Raw genomic sequence first — 19,823 nt, 5'->3', positions numbered from 1 at the left:
AATGCCAAGCCGCAGGCAAATCAGGGAAGCAACCATCCAATTCCTCTATTGCTCCGATCTGGAAGGCGGAGCCGAACCTTCCGCTCTGCGGGAGCCATTTTGGGAATTTCTCACAGAAACTGATCGCAGGAACCTTTTGGTCGCGACTTTCCGCACCGTCCACCACCTTGCCCACGGGCGAAAAGACAGACTCGCGGAATTCATCGAACGCTCTGAAACCGCCACCGCCCACCTCTCCGCATTTCCCCAGGCAGAGCAGCTGAAAACACTTCTGACGTGCCTTCTCGCGCTGGAATCTTCCTGGAGTCTTGCGTTTACCCGCCTCGAGCGCATTCCCAAGGATGGGGAAGACGCGGATGTGGCGGAGGAGTTCAAAACAGCCCTCGCCCAGCTTTTCAAAACCGAGGAGGATCTTGCGTTCAATCGCAGGCAATTCCTGAAAGGTGTGGAGGACTTTCCATCCATGAAGGCTCATCTGGAAGGCGTTGCCGCATCGATACGCCGCCTGGAGCGCATTTCGGATCGTCTCCGCATGGTCGAGCATCCGGAAAAATTCCCGGAGCAGGCAGATCTTTCCAAACTACGGCAATCGAAATCCGAGATTATCGAGCTCCGCACGGAGACAGATCAGCTGGTGGATGCCATTCTTTTGGCGAAAGCCAAGATTGACGAAAAGCTGGCCGAAATTGTCGAAAACTATACCCCGGAGCGTATCAATCCGGTGGACCGCGCGATCCTTCGGCTCGGAACTTACGAAATTCTTTTCACAGATATCCCGCCAAAGGCAGCAATCAACGAGGCTATTGAGCTGGCGAAACGATTCGGCACCACAGACTCACGTCGTTTTGTCAATGGTATGCTGGATCAGGTTGCAAAAAGCGGAATCAGCGTGAAGCCGGAACAGTAAGTTCCCCGGCTCCACATGATCCCGCTTTATAAGCCAAATCTACCGTCCCGCGGCAGGTTCGCGCGCCAATTTCAGACAAGTCTTCCGGAAACCGCTTCCCAATCGATCACGCTCCAGAACGCCTTCGCGTAATCGGCACGCTTATTCTGATATTTCAGGTAATAGGCGTGCTCCCAGACATCCAGCCCAAGCAATGGCGTGCCGGTCTCTTCATCCGGGACGACACCCTTCATGAGTGGGTTATCCTGATTTGGAGTGCTTGTGATCTTAAGCTTTCCGTCTTTCTGGATCAACCACGCCCAGCCGGATCCGAATCGGGTGCCGGCCGCAGCCTCGAAAGCCTCCTTCATTTTCTCGAGCGAACCAAAATCCGCATTGATCGCCTTTGCGAGCGCCTCGGATGGTTTTCCGCTCTTTGCTGCGGGCGTAAGTGATTTCCAGAAAAACGAGTGATTCCAATGTCCTCCTCCATTGTTCCGCACTGCAGTCATTACCGCTTCGTCATCAATGCCCTTGAGGTTGCCGACCAGTTCTTCCAGGGATTTTCCTTTCAAACCGGCATCGCCTTCCACCGCTGCGTTCAGCTTGGCCACATATCCCGCATGGTGCTTACCATGATGAATCTCCATGGTCTCCCGATCAATATGCGGCTCCAGTGCGTCGAATCCGTAGCCCAGATCCGGCAGCTTGAATCCCGCGCCCTCTTCGGCGGCGTTTCCAGATGCATTTGATACCAGTAAACCACCAGCCGCCAAGGCTCCAACTTTCAAGAAACTGCGTCTTTCAAACATAGTGTTACGAGCATTCCCCATCTGCCTGAAATCGCAACATTCAATCTCATGAAAAAAATGTTTCCATGTAAAAATATCTGATAAAGAATCCCGGCGCTACGACGTAAGTCTAATTTATTCGATTTTCTCGCAATTTCCCTCTTCGATCATGATTTCTAGAACCCTCCTGACTTTTCTCGCAATTGCACCCGCGCTTTGGGCGCAAAATGGCAACCGCGAAGGCCACGACAATATGGAGCCTGTCGTGCCAAAGGAATTGATCCCTCCGGCTCCGGTCCTTTCGCCCGAGGCAGCTCTCGAGTCCTTTCAGCTTGCGGAAGGTTTCGTCATTGAGCCATTTGCAACGGAACCGATGATCGATAAGCCTGTCGCGCTTGACTACGATCCCGCCGGCCGCCTGTGGGTCGTAGAAATGCGAGGATATATGCCGGATATCGATGGCACTGGAGAGGACAAGCCGATTGGCAGAATCACGGTCCTGGAAGATACCGATCAGGATGGAAAAGCCGATAAGAGCACTATTTTCCTGGAAGAACTACTACTGCCCCGAGCTATTGCCGTATATCCGGACGGCATTCTATTTGCCGACGAAAAAGAACTTCGTTTCATCAAGCGCGATGGTTTGAAACCCATCGGAACGGCCGAAATTGTAGTTAAGAACTTCGTCGGCAAAGGAAACGTGGAGCACAAGGCGAATGGACTCGTCCGTGGTATGGATAACTGGCTCTATAATACGAAGTCCTCCCAGCGTATCCGCCGGATCGATGGTAAATGGGTGGCGGAAAACACGGCCTTCCGCGGCCAATGGGGGGTGACATTTGATGACTACGGTCGCATTTTTTACGATCATAACTCGCAGTTCCTCCTCGGGGATTTTTTCGCGCCCAATCTGCTTTCGGGCAATGGATCGGTGAATACAAAAATCAGCGACGCCAGCAGTATCGGCTCCAACGCGGTTTATCCGATTCGTGTCACCCCAGGAGTCAACCGGGGCTACATCCAGAAATCAAACGGCTACGATAGTGATTCGCTGGATCCCAAGACTTTCAAGCTCAAGACCTGCACAGCGGCTGCTGGTATGGTCATCTACCGTGGCACAAATTATCCGGAAGAATGGAAAGGCAGAGGACTGACCACCGAATCCTCGGTGAATCTGGTCAAGGCTATGAATATCACCGAAAAGGGCACCAAGTTTGTCGGTGAGCACACTTATAAAAACAAAGAGTGGCTGGCCTCTACCGATGAACGTTTCCGCCCGGTAAACATTTACAATGCTCCGGATGGATCGGTTTACCTCCTCGATTTCTATCACGGAATTATCCAGCATAAAACCTATGTGACTTCCTACCTCAGAAAGCAATACCTCGACCGTGGCCTGGATAAACCGGCCTTGGGCAACGGGCGCATTTACCGGATTCGCCATGAAAAGGGTAATCTCGAGAGCGTGCCGGATATGGATATGCTCTCCTCTCCAGAGCTGGTAAACTTCCTATCCCACGCTAACGGATGGCACCGGGATATGGCTCAAAGGGTCCTTGGAAGTCGGGAAGCCGATGACCAAACAATCGAACTTCTGGAGAAGCTTGCGTCAAACTCTAGCCAACCCCTCGGTCAGATCCATGCATTGTGGACGTTGGAAGGCATGGGTAGGTTGACCGCAGGTCCAATTGAGGCAGCCCTTGCTTCCAAGGATTCGAAAGTGATTTGCTCTGCGCTTTGGGCATCTACCACGCTCGATGAATCGGAGCGCTCCAAACTTGCCTCCAAGCTCTTGGATCTATCACCCCTAAACGTCGAGCAAACCGTCTACCTCACCCGCGCCCTCGGTCCCCTCGCCACAAAAGAAGCGTATGAAAGGATCAACGAGCTTGTGAACCAATCGAAGTCCGATTTTGTGAGCGCGGCGGCATTTTCCGGGATCCCGAAGCGGGAGGCGGATTTCACAGCAGCTCTCGGTGATAAGCTTACAGATCAAAAGCTTATCGACTGGATCAAACAATCCTCGATGAAAAAGGCCACGGACCACGGAGAAGCGTTGAAGGGCAAGAAGCTCGCTTCCTTTAAACGTGGAAAGGCACTTTTCCAGGGTGAAGCCGCCTGTTTCGCATGTCACGGTCCCGACGGCTCCGGATTGATCAACCTCGGTCCACCGCTTGACGAGTCCGAATGGGTAACGGGCTCCCCTGATATCCTGGGTAAAATTCTTCTCCACGGAATCACCGGCCCGATCACTGTGAATGGGATCAAATACGAAACCACTGCGGAAATGCCGGCTTTAAGCAGTAATCCCACATTCACCGATGCCAAAATTGCCGATATCATGACCTATGTGCGTAACGCCTGGTCAAATGAAGCGCCTCCCGTGACCTCGGATTTCGTAAAACGCCTGAGGAAAAAAACCGCAGACCAGTCCGGACGCCCCTACACGGAACAAACATTAAAATAGAGACATCGTCTTACTGTAGCTGCCATATTGCCGCCGATGATATGGCAGAAACTTAAATCTTTCTTCGCATCCCAACCGACTCCTCACCTGGTCTTCGAGGATGAATGGCTGGCAGTGCTGGAAGCGAAATTGCCACTTTATTCGAAGCTACCGGAGGCACTTCAGAGTCGCCTGCGCGAGCGAATGGTGGATTTTATCGATTCCACCCGCATTGAGGCCTGCGGAAATCTGGAGCTAACGCTCGAGATGATCCTGGTCGTTGCGGCACAGGCATGTTTGCTGGTGCTAAACCGTGAGGGAAATCCCTATCCGGAACTCCGGACCGTGCTGATCTACCCCAGCACCTTCAGCTCCATTCAAAAAAGCCGCGACGAATCCGGAATCATAACCGAAGATGAAATCCATCGGCTTGGCGAATCGTGGGAAGATGGCACGGTCATCCTCGCATGGGATTCCGTAAGGCAGGGTGCCCTCAATATCTTCGACGGTCATAATGTGACTTTCCACGAGTTCGCCCATCAGCTGGATCATGAAGACGGCGCTACGGATGGAGCCCCAGGCCTACCGAATACCGCTGCCTATCGTTCCTGGGCACGGGTTTTCTCCAAAAATTACACCGATTTCCTCGATCAGCTGGAGCGCGGTAAGCGAACCCTGATTGATGAATACGGCGCAACCAATCCCGCCGAGTTTTTCGCTGTTGTGACTGAAACTTTCTTTGAAAAACCACGCCAGCTGCAAAAAAAACGCCCCGAACTTTATGAAAAGCTCAGGGAGTTCTACGGACTTGATCCGGCAATTTGGTTCAATCAATAGCTGCCCGATAACATCCTAGATTCCTCTCAGTTTATCGGAACCTTTCGCAATATCCCCTTTTACATCCATCATATCGAGAATGGAGCGATGGAGGTTTGCGATCGGCTGGCCGTCGCTTTCGATGTGTCTTCCGGATTTCAAACGGCCACCCGCGTTTCCGGACAGAAGAACCGGAATATTGCGGCCACTGTGTTGCTGACCGGCACTGATATTGGACCCGAAGAGAATCATCGAGTTTTCCAGCACATTGGAATCGCCTTCTTTCATGCCTCGTAGCCTGTCGAGAAGGTAAGCATATTGCTCCATGTAAAACGTGTTGATCAGGGTGAATTCCTCGAGTTTATCCTTCTTGTAACCATGGTGGGACGTCGAGTGGTGGCTGCCGTTCACGCCATCAATAAAGGACATGTTTCCGCCACCATGCAGACCGTTCCCGAAGGCCAGAGTCGCGGAACGAGTCGAGTTACTCCAGAAAGCGAGCGCCATGATATCCATCATCAGGCGACCGTATTCCGGCTGGGGAATCTGCGGTTCCACTTGATAGCGCCCGTCCTTCTGATCAGACATATGCTCGCGGACATCGCCCTTGAGTCGCAGAATATCTTTTAAGACGTCTTCAGTGATATTTAACCCGACAGTTGCATTTTGCTGCGCGATACGCTCCTCCACTTCGCGGACTGCGGTGAAATATTCATCGAGTTTCGAGCGATCCTCACGGCCAAGTTTTTTCTCAAGCGATTTTGCATCCTCAAGGACTGCATCAATCACACTGGAATCCGGCATGAGCGAGGTGTTCCCGGATTTTCCGCCGCTGCTCGTCGTGCGTGTCGCAGATTTAAAGAGGCGGTCGAAAGCTCGCTGTGGGTTGATTTCATAGGGAACCGGAGTCGTCGGAGTTTTCCAGGAAATATAACTTGTGTAGATATTCGTGTTGCCATTCATCGTCGGCCCGGTGGCGGGCGTGCCCATCCCTAGCTCGAGAGTCGGGAATACCGACGATTCCTTCAGGACCTCGCCAATGATCTGATCGAGACTCGGGTTGTAGACATTCACTTCACTCGCCTGTGCCGTGCGATAAGGATCAGTGCCGGTGAGAAAGCCTGAAGTCCCTGAGTTATGGCCATTGCCACCATTGTTAATTCCACTGATCACATTGACATATTCCTTCAACGGATCAAGAGGCTTGAGAATACGCGGAAGTTCTTCCAGTTTGGAGCCTTTTGGAGTCCATTCATCCAAGTTCACCCCATTGGCCATGAAAACAGCGGCGAAACGGATCGGCTCGCCATTTTTACCCAAAGCTCCGGTTTTCGCAGATTGGGCGAGAGCACGTCCCATCGGGGAAATGGACTCGAGGAAAGGTAATGCCATAGTGACACCCGCACCGCGTAGAAATCCGCGGCGGGTCGAGCTGAATGTTTTTCTTCTCATGATATGATGTGGAGCTTGGGTTTTTAGGATTTTATATAAAATGGATGCTTGCCGGGATTCTATTTTTCAGGATTACTGCGATTGAGAAACGGATGGCTTTTCACCACTTCGAGGACCAACGTTTGAATGCTGCCATCATTAGCCAGGACCTTATCGGTAATATGTTTGGTGACCGGCCTGTCATAGGCGGTAAGTTCACGTCCCAACGCATAGGAGACAAATTTCCCCACCATATTCCGGGTAAATTGCTCCTTCTCTCTCAACAGAAGTTTTTTCAATTCGGCTGGTCCGTTGAATTCCTCTCCATCCGGCATATTACCGGAAGTATCCAGTGGTGCGCCGGCTTGAGTGGTTCTCCAGCGCCCGATCGCGTCATAGTTTTCCAAGCCAAAGCCCAACGGATCAATCAGGGCATGGCAGGCACGGCAACTGGGATTGTCCCGATGCTCGTCCAGAGCCTCGCGGAAAGTTCCAGCCGGCAAGCCGGTATCGTTTGGCGGAAGCTGCTCCACATCCATCGGAGGCGATGGCGGAGGATCTCCCAGAAGACTATCCAGGACGAATGCTCCGCGGACAGATGGAGCGGTCCGCATCGGCATGGATGTGGCAACCAGGACACTCCCCATTCCGAGAATGCCGCCCCGGTTGGGATCATTGAATTTCACTTTGCGGAATTCCGAGCCTTCCACTCCGTCGATGCCATAATGCTTAGCCAGACGCTCATTAAGAAATCCGTAATCGGCATCAATCAAATTGAATATACTGCCATTTTCCTGCAGGAGGTTATCGAAGAAAATATATGACTCCCGATACATATCCACCCTGAGTTGGAAATCAAACATCGGGAATTTTCCTTCATCCGGATTGGCGCTGCTACGGAGCTTTTCCCAACCCAACCATTGCCCACCCAAGTGCATGGATAGTGCTCTCGATTTATCATCCTTGAGCATCCGAATTACCTGTTGCTCTAGGATTTCCGGATCTGAAAGCTTACCGGTATCGGCCAGTTTGAAAAGCTCCTGATCCGGCATGGAAGCCCAGAGAAAGTAGGAAAGTCTGTTCGCCAGCTCGAAATCGCTCAGGCCGACCACCTTACCTCCTCCGTCTATCGCTAACTCGGAGCGATAGAGAAAGCTGGGAGAAACCAGCATCATGACCAATGGATCCCGCATGGATTTCTGATGGGTTTTCCCTCCGTCCCTGGACTTTTTATAAACTTCGACCAAGCGATCGATCTCCCCATCAGCCACATGCCGCCGATAGATACGCGGAGCCCAAAAAGTGAAAACCTTACGTGCGCCCTCCTCATTGCTGATCGCATTCATCAGGTAGGTCTGCCGCAAGGTGTTGCTGGAAAGAATCGCATCCGCCACTTTTGCCGCAGCTTCAAAATAGTTTTCCATCAAAAGCGCCGGAAGAAAAAGCGCGTCAGCATCGTTATCGAAGCCTGCCTCACCACTACTTTCCTCAGGAAAATTATCTGCAGGACGGATCTTCAGCCCAAACAAATCGCGTATCGTATAATTGTATTCGTTTTTGTTAAGCCGCCGCAGCGTCGTGCGCCCGGGATTTGTGCCCATTTTCCCATTGTCCCAAAGCAAATCCATTTGTCTCGCCCAGCCGACGAGCAACGCACGCTCGTGAAGCTCGGGTCTATCCTTGCGTTTCACCGGTGGCATCACGTCTAGCTTCACATTCTTCGCAACTCGATCCCAGATTTCCGGATACATGATCGCCTCTGCGGGATCCAGAAATGCTTCCAGGTTCAGACTGCCTTCATCGTCATCCGGATTGTGGCATTCCGTGCAGTAATTCTCCAGAATGGGAATGATGTCTTCCTTGAAATCAAGCTCTCCGGCCTCCCCCAGCATCTTGGCCTGAGCCAAAGCTTCGGAATCAATAAGAGGATCTTTCGTCACAGCCGCTGACACCACTTCCGTTAACATGATGGCAGAAAATGCAAGCAGCAGACTCCGGCAGCCTGCGTTTAAAAATTGGGGTTTTGTGTACATCAGACAGATTCGAACCTAACGATGCTGACAAATCCCAATCCCTTAGACAAGAAAACAAGTCAATTTTCCATCGTAAACCGCTTGCTTTTCCAACTCCCACAACCAGAGGATTATAAAAAGATTTTCTTGGGAAATACTCTACCCGCACGCCGGGCACGCCTGGATTCTATATCAACTTCCAGCCGGTAACGGAGAAGAGCTGAACTGCTGGAGCCTCTTCTGGAAACCCAGGGTTTTGTAAAATTATCCCTTGCAAGTATTCACTTCGGAACTAGTAATTTTCCCCGTGAACATTTTCGTCAAAATCCTACTGACACTTTGCGTTTTCGCAGGGTTTTCCGCAGGCATGGCGCATAAATATATTCACAGCAGCCACGATGAGTGTGCGATGGCTCACGCTTCGGAAGCTGGCAAACATTCCCACAACGATGATGGCGATGAAGGAAAATCACATCCCACGCCTCATCATCACGAGTGCTGTCACGCTCCAAGTGCTGATTTTCCGAAAGGAAATCCCACTATCCAGGTCGTTTTCCAAACGATCTATGTGGAGCATTCCATGGATCATTCAATGATTCCCGATGGGCCCGTCTACTCTTTGGACAAACCCCCTTTAATCTGATTTTTCTGTTCCCCGGTCTAGACACGCTTTCGTGTCCAGCTCTTGTGCGCTCCGGCTCAACCTTTGTTTGAGATAGCAGCCGCCCTCGTTCTCCCTTCCCGGAAGTGAATCGCGTTCCTCCGTCGGGAAAATTTTCAACGACCATTTCCGGCACGCCAGATCCGCATCTGCTGGATGCGTGCCACCCAGATCAAAATCAATTTATGAAATTATCCATTTTTACGACCCTTATATGCCTCTCGGCATCCGGGTTATTGCAGGCGGAGCCCGTAGAAATCCTTTCCTTTGAAAGCATTCCCGGACGTATCCGACACAGCAATCCCACACTTTCTGCCGCCCGGTTCCGGATCAACGAAGCCCTCGGCAAGCTGAAACAATCCGGCAGGCTTTCCAATCCCAGCCTGGAAACCGGACTCGATCACAATGTTCGCTCAGCGGAAGGCAGAGTGGAAATCGGAATCTCCCAGAAATTCCCGCTCACCAATCGTCTTGCTCTCGAGAAGGAAATAAGTCTCGCCGAAGTTGATGCAGCAGAAGCGGAGGTTCGTAACGTCGAGCGTCTGCTCATCGCCCAAGCACGGGAGGAATTCATCAAAGCCCTTTCAATCCGCGAGCGTATGAAGCTTCTGGAAAAGCAGAGATCCCTCGCATCGGAGCTGGCTTCATTTATATCGGACGCATCGGAGCGGGGTGAAATCTCCACACTCGATGCAGCCCAGGCCCGTCTCGCGGCATTGCGGTTGACTACGGAGGAGAGGCGGTTGGAGGCCGAGGAGATAGCGGTTCTTGGCATCCTTCGGCCTCTGGTAGGAATCGATGCCACCGCCAAAATCAAGCTCTCGGGAAGCCCGCCGCCCATTGCCTTACCCGCAAATGCCGTGCAGAAACGCCCCGACCTTGCTGCCGCCCGGCACGGGCTCATAGCAGCTGGAAACGAAATTGCTTTGGAGCAGGCGAAACGCCGCGACGATCTGGAAGCCACAATCTTCGCGGCAGGCGAACGGACCGAGGATGCCCCCGATGGACTGGAAAACGAAGGTATCATCGGTTTCAAACTCAGCATTCCCCTTCCCTTCTGGAATGATAACCAGGGAAACATTGATGCAGCGACCGCCCGCAGAGACAGGAAAGCCCAGGAACTCAATGCGCTTCTGCGAGATATCCACCACGAAGCCCAAAGCCAGCTCGCCATGATGAAACAATGGCAGACACTCATAGACGAGCTCGATGATCAGCTCCTCCCGATGGCCGAGGAACAAACCAGCCTCCTGGAAGAAGCCTACAGGCAAGGTCAGGGCGATCTCCAATCCGTCCTAGCCTCCCGGGAGCAAATTCTCGAATTACTCGCCTCCCGATTGGATGCGACGCGTGAGTTTCAGCTCGCCCGCATCCGTTATCAAACCGCTCTTGGCAAACCCTAAATCTCTCTCCCACAAATGAAATTCACATTACAAATTTCGAAGTCACCTTCTCGCGCTAGCTCGCTGTTCAGAACCTCTTGCTCTCTCTTGGCGAGCATCTCGCTATTGTTGAACACCGCGAATGCCGCGGGAGCAAATACGATCGTCCTGGATGAAACCGGAGTGAGAAACCTCCGCATTGAAACGATCATGGTCGAGGAGACAGATTTCGAGGAAACCTTCTTCTCCCTCGGCCACATCGAGGCAGTTCCCGGAAATATCGCCGCGGTAAGCAGCCGAATTTCCGGACGCATTGTCGAGCTGATGGCAAGCCCCGGAGACTTCGTGGAGAAAGGGCGGGACGTTGCCAGAATCGAATCCCGCCAACCGGGAGATCCCCCTCCGGTCATTTCCTTGGAGGCGCCCATTTCGGGGCTCGTCACAGAGCGGCCGACGCGTCTTGGGGATCCGATCAATCCAGACACCGCGATCATGGAAATCACCAATTTGGAGGAAATGTATGCCGTGGCAAAAGTTCCTGAGCATCTCGCCGGAAAATTGAAACCCGGCACCAAAGCCCATATCCGCATCATCGCACTTCCAGATGAAAATTTTGACGGAGAACTCATCCGCTTCGGCACATCCGCCGACGAAGAGAGCGGCACGATCGATGCCATCTTCCTCCTTCCAAATCCAAGCAAACGCCTACGCTCGGAAATGCGCGCGGAATTTTCCATCGTGCTTAGCAAACGATCCAACATCCTCAGCGTCCCACGATCGGCCCTTCAGGGAGAGGCAGCCAATCGATTTGTCTACGTAAAGGATTTCGACCTACCCAATGCTTTCATCAAGACACCGGTTATCGTCGGAGAAATGAATGACCGGTATGCGGAAATCGTTTCCGGCCTGTTCCCGGCGGATGATGTCGTAACCCGTGGCGCCTACTCGCTGTCATTTGCAGGTGCCAGCAGCATTTCACTCAAGGAGGCCCTGGACGCGGCACACGGCCACGAACATGCGGAAGACGGGTCCGAGCTAACGCCGGAAAAAAAAGCGGCGATGAAAAAAGAACACTCCGGACACAGTCACGGGGAAGAACCGAGCAATGCCCACAACGGATCCATAAGCCCGCTGTGGAAATATTCCACCATATTGCTCGGACTCCTTCTTGTCGCATCACTATTCGGCAGACGAGCCGTAACGGAGGGCTGAACCAGGATTCATCCATCATCACTCTTTCCAACCGACATTATGCTCAATAAAATGATCTCATGGTCGCTCGCCAACCGAGCGATCATCATAGCTATCTCCATTCTTGTAATGGTGATGGGCATCCGCACTGCTACGGAGCTCCCCGTAGAAGTTTTACCGGATCTCACCAAGCCCACCGTGACCATTCTCGTAGAGGCTCAGGGGCTTTCCCCGGAAGAAGTTGAAACGCAGATTACCGTTCCTGTCGAAAGCGCCCTCATGGGTGTGGCCGGGCTGACGCGCTTGCGGTCGAATTCCGATGTCTCACTCTCACTCATTTATGCGGAGTTTGATTGGGGAACCGATATCTACAAAGCCCGCGTGCTGGTCCAGGAACGTCTGCAATCCGCACGTGAGCAGCTCCCAGATGGTGTGGAACCCTTCATGACACCTGTCGCTTCACTTATGGGTGAAATTCTGCTTGTCGGAGTGAGATCCACCATCCCCGAGGGTGAGCCCGGTTACATGCCTCCCAGCGAAGTGCGAACCTTGGCGGATTGGACAATCAAACGCCGCCTGCAGAGCATTTCCGGCATCGCCGAGATCCTGAACATGGGTGGTGGCGTGCGTCAGATAGAAATCCAGCCGGATCCAAACCGCATGTATGCCAACAAGGTAAGCTTCGAGGAGCTGGAGATCGCCGCCGAAAATGCCGCAACCCGCACCACAGGCGGCTTTCTTAATACGGGGCCGACTGAGATCATGGTGCGCAATCTGGCAATGACCGTCCAGCTGGAGGATATCGCAAAAACTGCCGTGAAGAAGATCAACGACCGCCCGATCTCCATAGGCGATATCGCCAATGTCGTATGGGGAATCGAGCCCATGCGCGGGGATGCCACCGTCAGCCAATCGCCTGAAAAATCCCCCACCTATGGCATCATCATGTCCATCACCAAGGCGCCGGGAGTCGATACCCGCCAGCTGACAAAAGAGATCGAAGACACTCTCGACGGGCTCTCCACGGCGCTGCCAGCCGGGGTGGAAACCACCACGCTTTTTCAGCAGAAAGACTTTATCGATCACGCAATCGGCAACCTTACCGAAGCGATCCGCGACGGTGCCATCATGGTAACCATCGTTCTCTTCCTATTTCTGCTGAACTTCCGCACCACTTTCATCACGCTGATGGCGATGCCCATGTCCTTCGGCATCACAATGCTCGTCTTCCAGATCTTCGATGTCAGCGTGAACTCAATGACGCTCGGCGGACTGGCAGTTGCTATCGGGATGGTGGTGGACGATGCCATTGTGGATGTGGAAAACGTCTTCCGCAGGCTTCGGGAAAACACATCCAAGGCCCATCCCCTGCCTAAACTTGAAGTCATCGCGAAAGCTTCCGGGGAAGTCAGGAACTCCATTTTCTATGCCACGGTCTTGATCATTCTTGTGTTTCTACCACTGCTCGGACTCTCCGGTGTGGAGGGAAAACTTTTCGCGCCTATCGCCATCGCCACCATCATATCCATGATCGCCTCATTCGTCGTTTCCCTTACGATGATCCCGGTTCTTTGTTCCTTTCTACTGAATCCAAAAGAGAAAAAAAATCACAAGGACGGACGCCTGGTCCTCGGGCTGAAATGGCTTCTGGAAAAGACATTGTTACGGGCGGCACTGGCCCAACCGCTGATGGTTCTGATCATTGCCTTCGCTCTTCTGGTCGCTTCGTTTTCGCTCTATCCATTGATGAATAAGGACTTCCTGCCCAAGTTCGAGGAAGAGACAGCACTCGTGGCAGCGACATCCGCCCCGGGGACCTCGCTCGAGGAAATGAACCGTATCTCCGATGTTATCGAGCAACAGATTTTATCAATCCCGGAAGTTCGAAAGGTGGGCCGCCGCCTCGGCCGGGCCGAACGCGGGGATCATGTGGTGCCAGTGTCCACTGCGGAATTTGATGTGGATTTCCGCGAACCCGAAGGAGGGAAAAGCCAGAGAACCCGCAAAGAAATCCTCGATGAAATAGCGATGAAGGTGAAAACCGTCCCGGGAGTTTTCGCGGTCGTCAGTGGCCCGCTGGCAGATCGCATCGGTCACATGCTTAGCGGAGTCTCTGCACCTGTGGCCGTGAAAATCTTTGGCCCGGATCTCGAAAAAATCCGTGAGATCGGGATTGAGGTCCAGAAGGTCGCAAAGACGATCCCCGGGTTCGAAGACGCCAAGCTCGACCAGGCTTCGTCCATTCCGCAGCTGCGGATCGAGCCTCAGCGTGATCGGGCCTTGGCTTACGGAATCTCTCCCGGAGAGATCAATCGTGAGCTTTCCGCAATGCTGGCAGGTAGAGAGGTGGCCCAGCTTTTCGATGGCCAGCGCACGGTAAATCTAGTCACCCGCCTACCTGTCTCGTGGAGGGATTCCCCGGAAAAAATTTCCCAGATTCCGATCCAGGTTTCAGAGAAGCAATGGGTGCCGCTCTCACAAATCGCAGATGTCCGGGAAGCAAAAGGCCCCAACGTGATTTTCAGGGAAAACGCCCAGCGCCGCTTCGCAATAGGCATCAAGCCGAGCGTCAGGGATGTCTCGAATCTTGCCATTAGATTGCAGGAGGAAGTCGCACAAAAAGTAAAGCTCCCGGAGGGATACTTCATTACATACGAGGGTGAATTCCAGGCCCAGAAGGAAGCAACTACTCGTATCATCGTATTTTCCTCCGTTGTTTTTATTGCGGTCTTCATGATGCTCTACCGCTATTTCAAAAGCGCATCCCTTGCGCTTCAGGTCTTGGTAAATATCCCGCTCGCCCTGATGGGGGGACTGGCCTTCACATATCTCAAAGTCAATAACATCAGTATCGCCACATTGGTCGGATTCATAGCGGTCGGCGGGGTTGCCGCGCGGAACGGGATCATGATGGTTTCCCATTACCTGCACTTGATGAAACACGAGGGTGAAGGCTTCACCAAACAGATGGTTGTCCGTGGCACCCAGGAACGACTCGTTCCCGTCATGATGACCGCACTCTCCGCGGGAATCGGACTAATTCCGCTCGTATTGGCTGCAGAGCAACCGGGCAAAGAGATCCTTCACCCTGTCGCCGTTGTGATCGTCGGCGGATTGATCTCATCCACCTTTCTGGACATGGCCGTCACACCAGCAATGTTCTGGCTCATCGGCCGCAAAGCCGCGGCAAAATCCATACGCCTGGAATCCGCAGCCTCCTTCTGATCTTACCTAAAAACCAAAATACAAAAATATATGAAAACAAAAAACAGTATCGCACTAGCCGCCATTGCCATCGCGTTTCTTCCCGTTGTGAACGCGGAGGAGAGTTCCCCCGCCGGGCACGATCATGCCCAGCATGCGGATCACGAAAACACCGCAGGGCCGAACGGGGGACGTATCATTCACTCTGTGGAACCGCATGCAGAATTCCTCGTGACAGCTGAACGGAAAATCCAAATCACCTTTCTTGGAGAGGATGGAAAAGCAATCCCGGCGGGTGCACAAAGCATCACCGCGATCGGTGGCGATCGCTCTTCGCCAACCCGGATGACCTTTGAAAAAAGTGACGATTTTTTCATTTCCGACAAGGCCCTCCCAGAGGGCAACGATATCCCTATCGTGCTCATGATCAAGCTCTCTCCGGAGGCAAAAACGGTGACCGAAAAGTTCAATATAAATCTCGCCCAATGTCCGACATGTCAGCATCAGGAATATGCCTGCACCTGTCCGCATGGCGAAGACGATCATGAAGGTCACGATCATAATTGATTGAAATAATTTTCGCCCCTGTGAACCTCTCTTTTGGCTTCGCTGCCAGGAGAGAGGTTTCACTCGTTGAGTCTTTTCAAAATCGAACGCACCAATTCCCATGCATCAGCAAACCTGCGAAGTTACCAAGTCAGCCTGCGGTTGTGAACACAACCATTCCGATTCGAAAATACCCCAGTTGCCACTCGTCATTGCCTCCGGCATTCTCACGGGTCTGGGTCTGCTTCTGCAATGGATCGGAATAAGCCCGGAATGGGTTGCGAAAAGCTTTTTCGGCTTGGCGACGATAGCTGGCGGCCTGCTTGTATTCCCCGTTGCCTGGAAAGCGTTGCTCAAGTTCAAACTCGATATCAATGTGCTAATGGCCGTCGCGGTAACCGGCGCATGGATGATCGATGAGGGCGCGGAAGCCGCTGCCGTGGTCTTTCTATTTTCACTTTCCGAACTGCTTGAATCATGGGCAGGACAAAGGGCCCGCAAAGCCGTGAAGACCCTGTTGGACCTCACTCCGCCTACGGCGATACTAGTGGAAGAATCCGGTGCAAAGAGAGAGTCCGCTGTGGAAGACATCCGCATAGGAGATGAAATTCTTATCAAAAGCGGTAGTCGGATCCCTCTGGACGCGGTGGTGATTTCCGGAACTTCCACGGTGGACCAGGCACCGATCACAGGGGAATCTGTCCCCGTGGAAAAATCACCCGGTGCATCCTTGTATGCGGGCACGATCAATGGCGGGGGCTCCCTGCGAGCACGTGTGATCGAACTGGCACGGGACTCGAAGCTTTCCAAAATTATCGAACTTGTCGGAGAGGCAGAAAATCTGAAACCGCCCGCACAACGCTTCGTTGATAAGTTTGCCAAAATTTATACACCCGCTGTATTTCTAACTGCCATTGCCATCGCTCTGGCTCCCTTGATGTTCGATGGCCTGGACTCAGGCACATGGATTTACCGGTCCCTTGTTCTACTCGTTATTGCCTGCCCCTGTGCGCTGGTCATTGCCACTCCGGTGAGTATCGTTTCGGGAATCACCTCATTGGCCCGACGAGGCGTATTGGTAAAAGGCGGGGTCTATCTGGAAGCCGTCGGGAAGCTGCGGGCGATCGCGGTCGACAAGACCGGCACGATCACGCAAGGCGCTCCAAAGCTCATCGAAACAATCCCGTTTTCCGATTTTTCTGCGGAGGAAATTCTCCGTCATGCCGCTGCAATCAATACCCACTCAAACCACCCGATCGCGATGGCCATCAACCGTGCCGCCGGGGAACTTGAGCTCACTGCCACAGATTTCCAAGCCGTCGCGGGGCAAGGCGCGAAAGCAATGATCGATGGTCACCTGTTTTTCATCGGAAACCACAAGATGGCGCATGACTATGGAATCTGCTCTCCCGAAATCGAAAAGCAGCTTTCCGAGCCGGAATCGAAAGGATACTCGCTTGCCATCCTCGGACACGCTCCCCACCAAAACTGCGTGGGAAAAATTCTCGGAGTCATCTCAGTGGCTGACACTCTACGTCCTGATGCCTCTGATGCCCTGAAACGCCTCCACGCGGCAGGCATTGAGAAGATCGCCATGTTGAGCGGTGACAATCAACGGACAGTCTCCCGGATCGCTAGCGAAGCGGGGATCGATGAAGCACACGGAGATCTCATGCCCGAGGACAAAGTCGCCCATGTTCGCAGACTGATCGACGACTACGGGCATGTCGGAATGATTGGCGATGGAGTGAACGACGCGCCTGCGCTCGCAACCGCAAATGTCGGTTTCGCGATGGGAGCCATCGGTAGTGACACGGCCATTGAAACCGCGGATATCGCGCTAATGCAGGACGACTTGGGAAAAGTCGCGGAGGCAGTCCTGGTCGGAAAACGCACTCTGGCCATCATCCGCTTCAATATCGCATTCGCCCTCATCATAAAGGCGCTTTTCCTGCTGCTCGCATTTACTGGATTTGCCGGATTATGGATGGCGATTCTAGCCGATACGGGAGCCACTCTTCTCGTTATTCTCAATTCATTGCGCTTACTCATCGACCAAAAGTCCCCAAGCGGTGGATGAGCACTCCAACAACCTTCACGGTCCAAATCCGTTTTTAATCCGGCGGTTAAGCCGTTTGTATGATTGCTCCCTAATACCTCCGGAAAGCGAGTATATGACCGAAAAGGTTACCATCGATCCAAACCAATGCGCGTCTCTCAAGCGTTTGGAATAAGCAAATATCCATAGCAAACGCCAGAAGCTGACCCGTTACCAGGCAACCTATTTTCCGGCCTTTAAACGAATCAACCCTGCCATATCGTCGAAAGATGCGATGTGGCAGGGTTATATTCTTTGGGGGAACATCCGTGCATTGCTGGGGGGAAATTGCCCAGATGATGAGCTACTAACAGGTTCTGCCATGAACAAGCTTTCATTGCGCTGTAGCTCATAAACGTGATAGTTCACATATCCTAAACACATGCACGAAGAATGTGGCAGGATAGACTAATAAAGTGGCGATCATGCCAAAAGCAGACAGTTTATTATAGCTATCATTGTAGATAACCCGCTCATGCTAAGCGTTCCTTCATAGCCTTACGTAATCGCACGGAGGCTTTTCTGCCCAGACTTATGCGCTGGGAAGCACCGGCTAGCGTGATCCATGTCTGGTCGCGCGACTCTGAAAATACGTCTTGAACAGCGTTGATTTGAATAATCAGAGACCGATCCAAGCGGGTAAAAAGACTTCCCGGCAGGATGTTTTCCCAGACGGATAGCGTGCGCCTAACCATCTCAAGCTGATCATTTTCCAAATGCACCCGGCTGTAATTATCTTCTGCCTCGATGTGGGTGATAGCCGTCACCGGCACGATCTGCATTTTCGAATCTCCGCGCAGCGCCACCTTGTCTGTCTCGCTCAATTCCATCTCACCGGAGCGCTTCTTCTGTGTCACACGCTCGATCGTTTTTGCGAGACGCTCGGGATTGATCGGTTTCAAAAGATAATCCAACGCATTTACCTCGAAAGCGCGGACCGCGTGGGTGTCAAAGGCGGTGATAAAAATTATCTCCGGGTTTCCCACGAGTTTTGGCAGCAGGGAAAAGCCATCCGAGCGAGGTAACTGGATGTCCAAAAATATCAGCTCGGGAATCTCCTTCTCATATAATGTGACGGCACTGGCGACGTCTCCCGCCTCGCCCACAATCTTGATCCTTGGGAACTCTGCAAGGAGCGACTTTAACAACTTTCTCGCCGGTGGTTCGTCATCGACAATGATTGCACGTATTTCGGAGGTCATATGAATATCTATGATGATGGGGCTTGTGTTGGGATGATGATACTAACCGTGACTTCGTTCTCAGCCAGCATGAGCGGTGCCCTGAAGTGATGCTTTCCGGGATATAGAAGCTCCAATCGCCTACGAAGGATTTCCAATCCATTGCCCTCGGCTTTCTGTAACTCCGTCCCACTATCAGGCTCAACCCAGCTTCCGGAATTACTTACCCGGACATCTGCGTATCCCTCTTCCAAAGCACGAATTTCTATATTGATTTTCAAAGGACTCTCGGAAGTCCGGTGACCGTATTTCAATGCGTTCTCAATGAGCGGCTGCAAGAAAATCCCCGGCACGCGGATATCCCCAAGCTCCTCGTCCATATGGCATGAAATCATCAAATTCTCCTGAAAACGTGCTTTCTCGACCACCAGGTAGGCTTTGATCGCTTCAAATTCGTCTTTCAACCGGACAAAGACCTGGCTGCGGCTGGTCAATGAGTATCGGAAATAATCCGAGAGCCCCCGCACCACCGGCATGAGCTCGGCATTCTTCCCGTCCAGCTCGGCGAGGATGGTATTGAATGCATTGAACAGGAAATGCGGCGATGCCTGAGCCCTCAGCATCAGGATTTCAGCATCCCGTGCCGCGGTCTCCGCAGCTGAAAGAGCGGCCTGCTGATTGTGGATAGCCAATTGATTTTTCAAGCCGATGTAGAGGAGACTCCACATCGTATAAAGCAGGCTGCGGAACCAAAAGAGACCAAAGATCGGGTCCAACGCAAAGCTCCTACCGCTCCACGCGGCAATGCTACGCTCAAGGATAATATCAATCGAAGCCCCCGAGATTGAAACCCCCAGGATCAGGCAGATCAGCCGGAAAGGTTTGCTCAAGTCCAGCTCTCTTCGTTGGTAAAGCTTTCTGAAACTGGCGGTGATCAAGATCCCAACCGGTTCCCGCACCAATGTGACAATCAATGCGAACTGAAGCGAATCGTAGAAAATCAACTTGAGCGGAAAGCTCAAAATAATAAATGAAAGCCAGCCGATGAGCTGGATTCGCCAGAACATCGGCAATTTACAGGACTCTCTGAGTATGGGGAATTTATGCAGCAAATTAGTGCCAAAAAATAGCTACAATTTCTCCCTACGGTCGAGCCTTGATAAGGAAAATATTTTTCA

General features: G+C 52.5%; 14 protein-coding genes. 9 read left to right on the top strand and 5 right to left on the bottom strand.

Features of this window, described 5'->3' with window-relative positions:
* Position 1 precedes the first annotated feature (1 nt).
* Positions 2 to 907 (top strand): transcription antitermination factor NusB, encoded by a 906-nt coding sequence (gene nusB, locus ACFSSA_RS07550; RefSeq protein ID WP_386819818.1) that lies wholly within the window; start codon positions 2 to 4, stop codon positions 905 to 907.
* Between the two features lie 71 nt (positions 908 to 978).
* Here the strand turns inward: nusB and ACFSSA_RS07545 are convergent, their stop codons facing one another.
* Positions 979 to 1,698 (bottom strand): superoxide dismutase, encoded by a 720-nt coding sequence (locus ACFSSA_RS07545; RefSeq protein ID WP_386819817.1) that lies wholly within the window; start codon positions 1,696 to 1,698, stop codon positions 979 to 981.
* A 148-nt stretch (positions 1,699 to 1,846) separates the two neighbouring features.
* On the opposite strand from ACFSSA_RS07545, the gene ACFSSA_RS07540 reads away from it, so the two are divergent.
* Both ACFSSA_RS07540 and ACFSSA_RS07535 read left to right on the top strand, forming a co-directional pair.
* Positions 1,847 to 4,144 (top strand): DUF7133 domain-containing protein, encoded by a 2,298-nt coding sequence (locus tag ACFSSA_RS07540; protein ID WP_386819816.1) that lies wholly within the window; start codon positions 1,847 to 1,849, stop codon positions 4,142 to 4,144.
* A gap of 36 nt (positions 4,145 to 4,180) precedes the next feature.
* Complete coding sequence (locus ACFSSA_RS07535; RefSeq protein ID WP_386819815.1) at positions 4,181 to 4,960, top strand: M90 family metallopeptidase; 780 nt, start codon at positions 4,181 to 4,183, stop codon at positions 4,958 to 4,960.
* A gap of 15 nt (positions 4,961 to 4,975) precedes the next feature.
* On the opposite strand, the gene ACFSSA_RS07530 is transcribed toward ACFSSA_RS07535, so the two are convergent.
* Together ACFSSA_RS07530 and ACFSSA_RS07525 are read right to left on the bottom strand one after the other, a co-directional pair.
* Positions 4,976 to 6,391, bottom strand: coding sequence for a DUF1552 domain-containing protein (locus ACFSSA_RS07530; protein ID WP_386819814.1), 1,416 nt, complete (start codon positions 6,389 to 6,391; stop codon positions 4,976 to 4,978).
* A 59-nt stretch (positions 6,392 to 6,450) separates the two neighbouring features.
* Positions 6,451 to 8,337 (bottom strand): DUF1592 domain-containing protein, encoded by a 1,887-nt coding sequence (locus ACFSSA_RS07525; protein ID WP_386819813.1) that lies wholly within the window; start codon positions 8,335 to 8,337, stop codon positions 6,451 to 6,453.
* 352 nt (positions 8,338 to 8,689) lie between these two features.
* On the opposite strand from ACFSSA_RS07525, the gene ACFSSA_RS07520 reads away from it, so the two are divergent.
* The 6 genes from ACFSSA_RS07520 (at position 8,690) to ACFSSA_RS07495 (ending at position 17,446) form a co-directional block, all read left to right on the top strand.
* The gene (locus tag ACFSSA_RS07520) at positions 8,690 to 9,025 is read left to right on the top strand and encodes a hypothetical protein (RefSeq protein WP_386819812.1); all 336 of its coding nucleotides are present in this window, start codon (positions 8,690 to 8,692) and stop codon (positions 9,023 to 9,025) included.
* A 203-nt stretch (positions 9,026 to 9,228) separates the two neighbouring features.
* Positions 9,229 to 10,446 (top strand): TolC family protein, encoded by a 1,218-nt coding sequence (locus ACFSSA_RS07515; RefSeq protein WP_386819811.1) that lies wholly within the window; start codon positions 9,229 to 9,231, stop codon positions 10,444 to 10,446.
* Between the two features lie 15 nt (positions 10,447 to 10,461).
* A complete protein-coding gene (locus tag ACFSSA_RS07510; RefSeq protein WP_386819810.1) occupies positions 10,462 to 11,637 on the top strand; it encodes an efflux RND transporter periplasmic adaptor subunit in 1,176 nt (391 codons plus the stop codon).
* A gap of 39 nt (positions 11,638 to 11,676) precedes the next feature.
* Positions 11,677 to 14,841, top strand: coding sequence for an efflux RND transporter permease subunit (locus tag ACFSSA_RS07505; protein ID WP_386819809.1), 3,165 nt, complete (start codon positions 11,677 to 11,679; stop codon positions 14,839 to 14,841).
* Positions 14,842 to 14,871: 30 nt separating this feature from the next.
* Positions 14,872 to 15,387: a hypothetical protein gene (locus ACFSSA_RS07500; RefSeq protein WP_386819808.1), complete on the top strand. Its 516-nt coding sequence runs from the start codon at positions 14,872 to 14,874 to the stop codon at positions 15,385 to 15,387.
* Between the two features lie 100 nt (positions 15,388 to 15,487).
* Positions 15,488 to 17,446 carry a heavy metal translocating P-type ATPase gene (locus ACFSSA_RS07495; RefSeq protein WP_386819807.1) on the top strand — a complete coding sequence of 653 codons (1,959 nt, stop codon included), beginning with the start codon at positions 15,488 to 15,490 and terminating at the stop codon, positions 17,444 to 17,446.
* Between the two features lie 491 nt (positions 17,447 to 17,937).
* On the opposite strand, the gene ACFSSA_RS07490 is transcribed toward ACFSSA_RS07495, so the two are convergent.
* Both ACFSSA_RS07490 and ACFSSA_RS07485 read right to left on the bottom strand, forming a co-directional pair.
* The gene (locus ACFSSA_RS07490) at positions 17,938 to 18,666 is read right to left on the bottom strand and encodes a LytR/AlgR family response regulator transcription factor (protein ID WP_386819805.1); all 729 of its coding nucleotides are present in this window, start codon (positions 18,664 to 18,666) and stop codon (positions 17,938 to 17,940) included.
* 8 nt (positions 18,667 to 18,674) lie between these two features.
* A complete protein-coding gene (locus ACFSSA_RS07485; RefSeq protein WP_386819803.1) occupies positions 18,675 to 19,712 on the bottom strand; it encodes a sensor histidine kinase in 1,038 nt (345 codons plus the stop codon).
* Positions 19,713 to 19,823 lie beyond the last annotated feature (111 nt).

The organism is Luteolibacter algae, assembly GCF_042683045.1.
GTDB lineage: Bacteria > Verrucomicrobiota > Verrucomicrobiia > Verrucomicrobiales > Akkermansiaceae > Luteolibacter > Luteolibacter algae.
The sequence above is the reverse complement of the archived record's forward strand: the minus strand, read 5'-3'. Positions and strand labels throughout refer to the sequence as shown.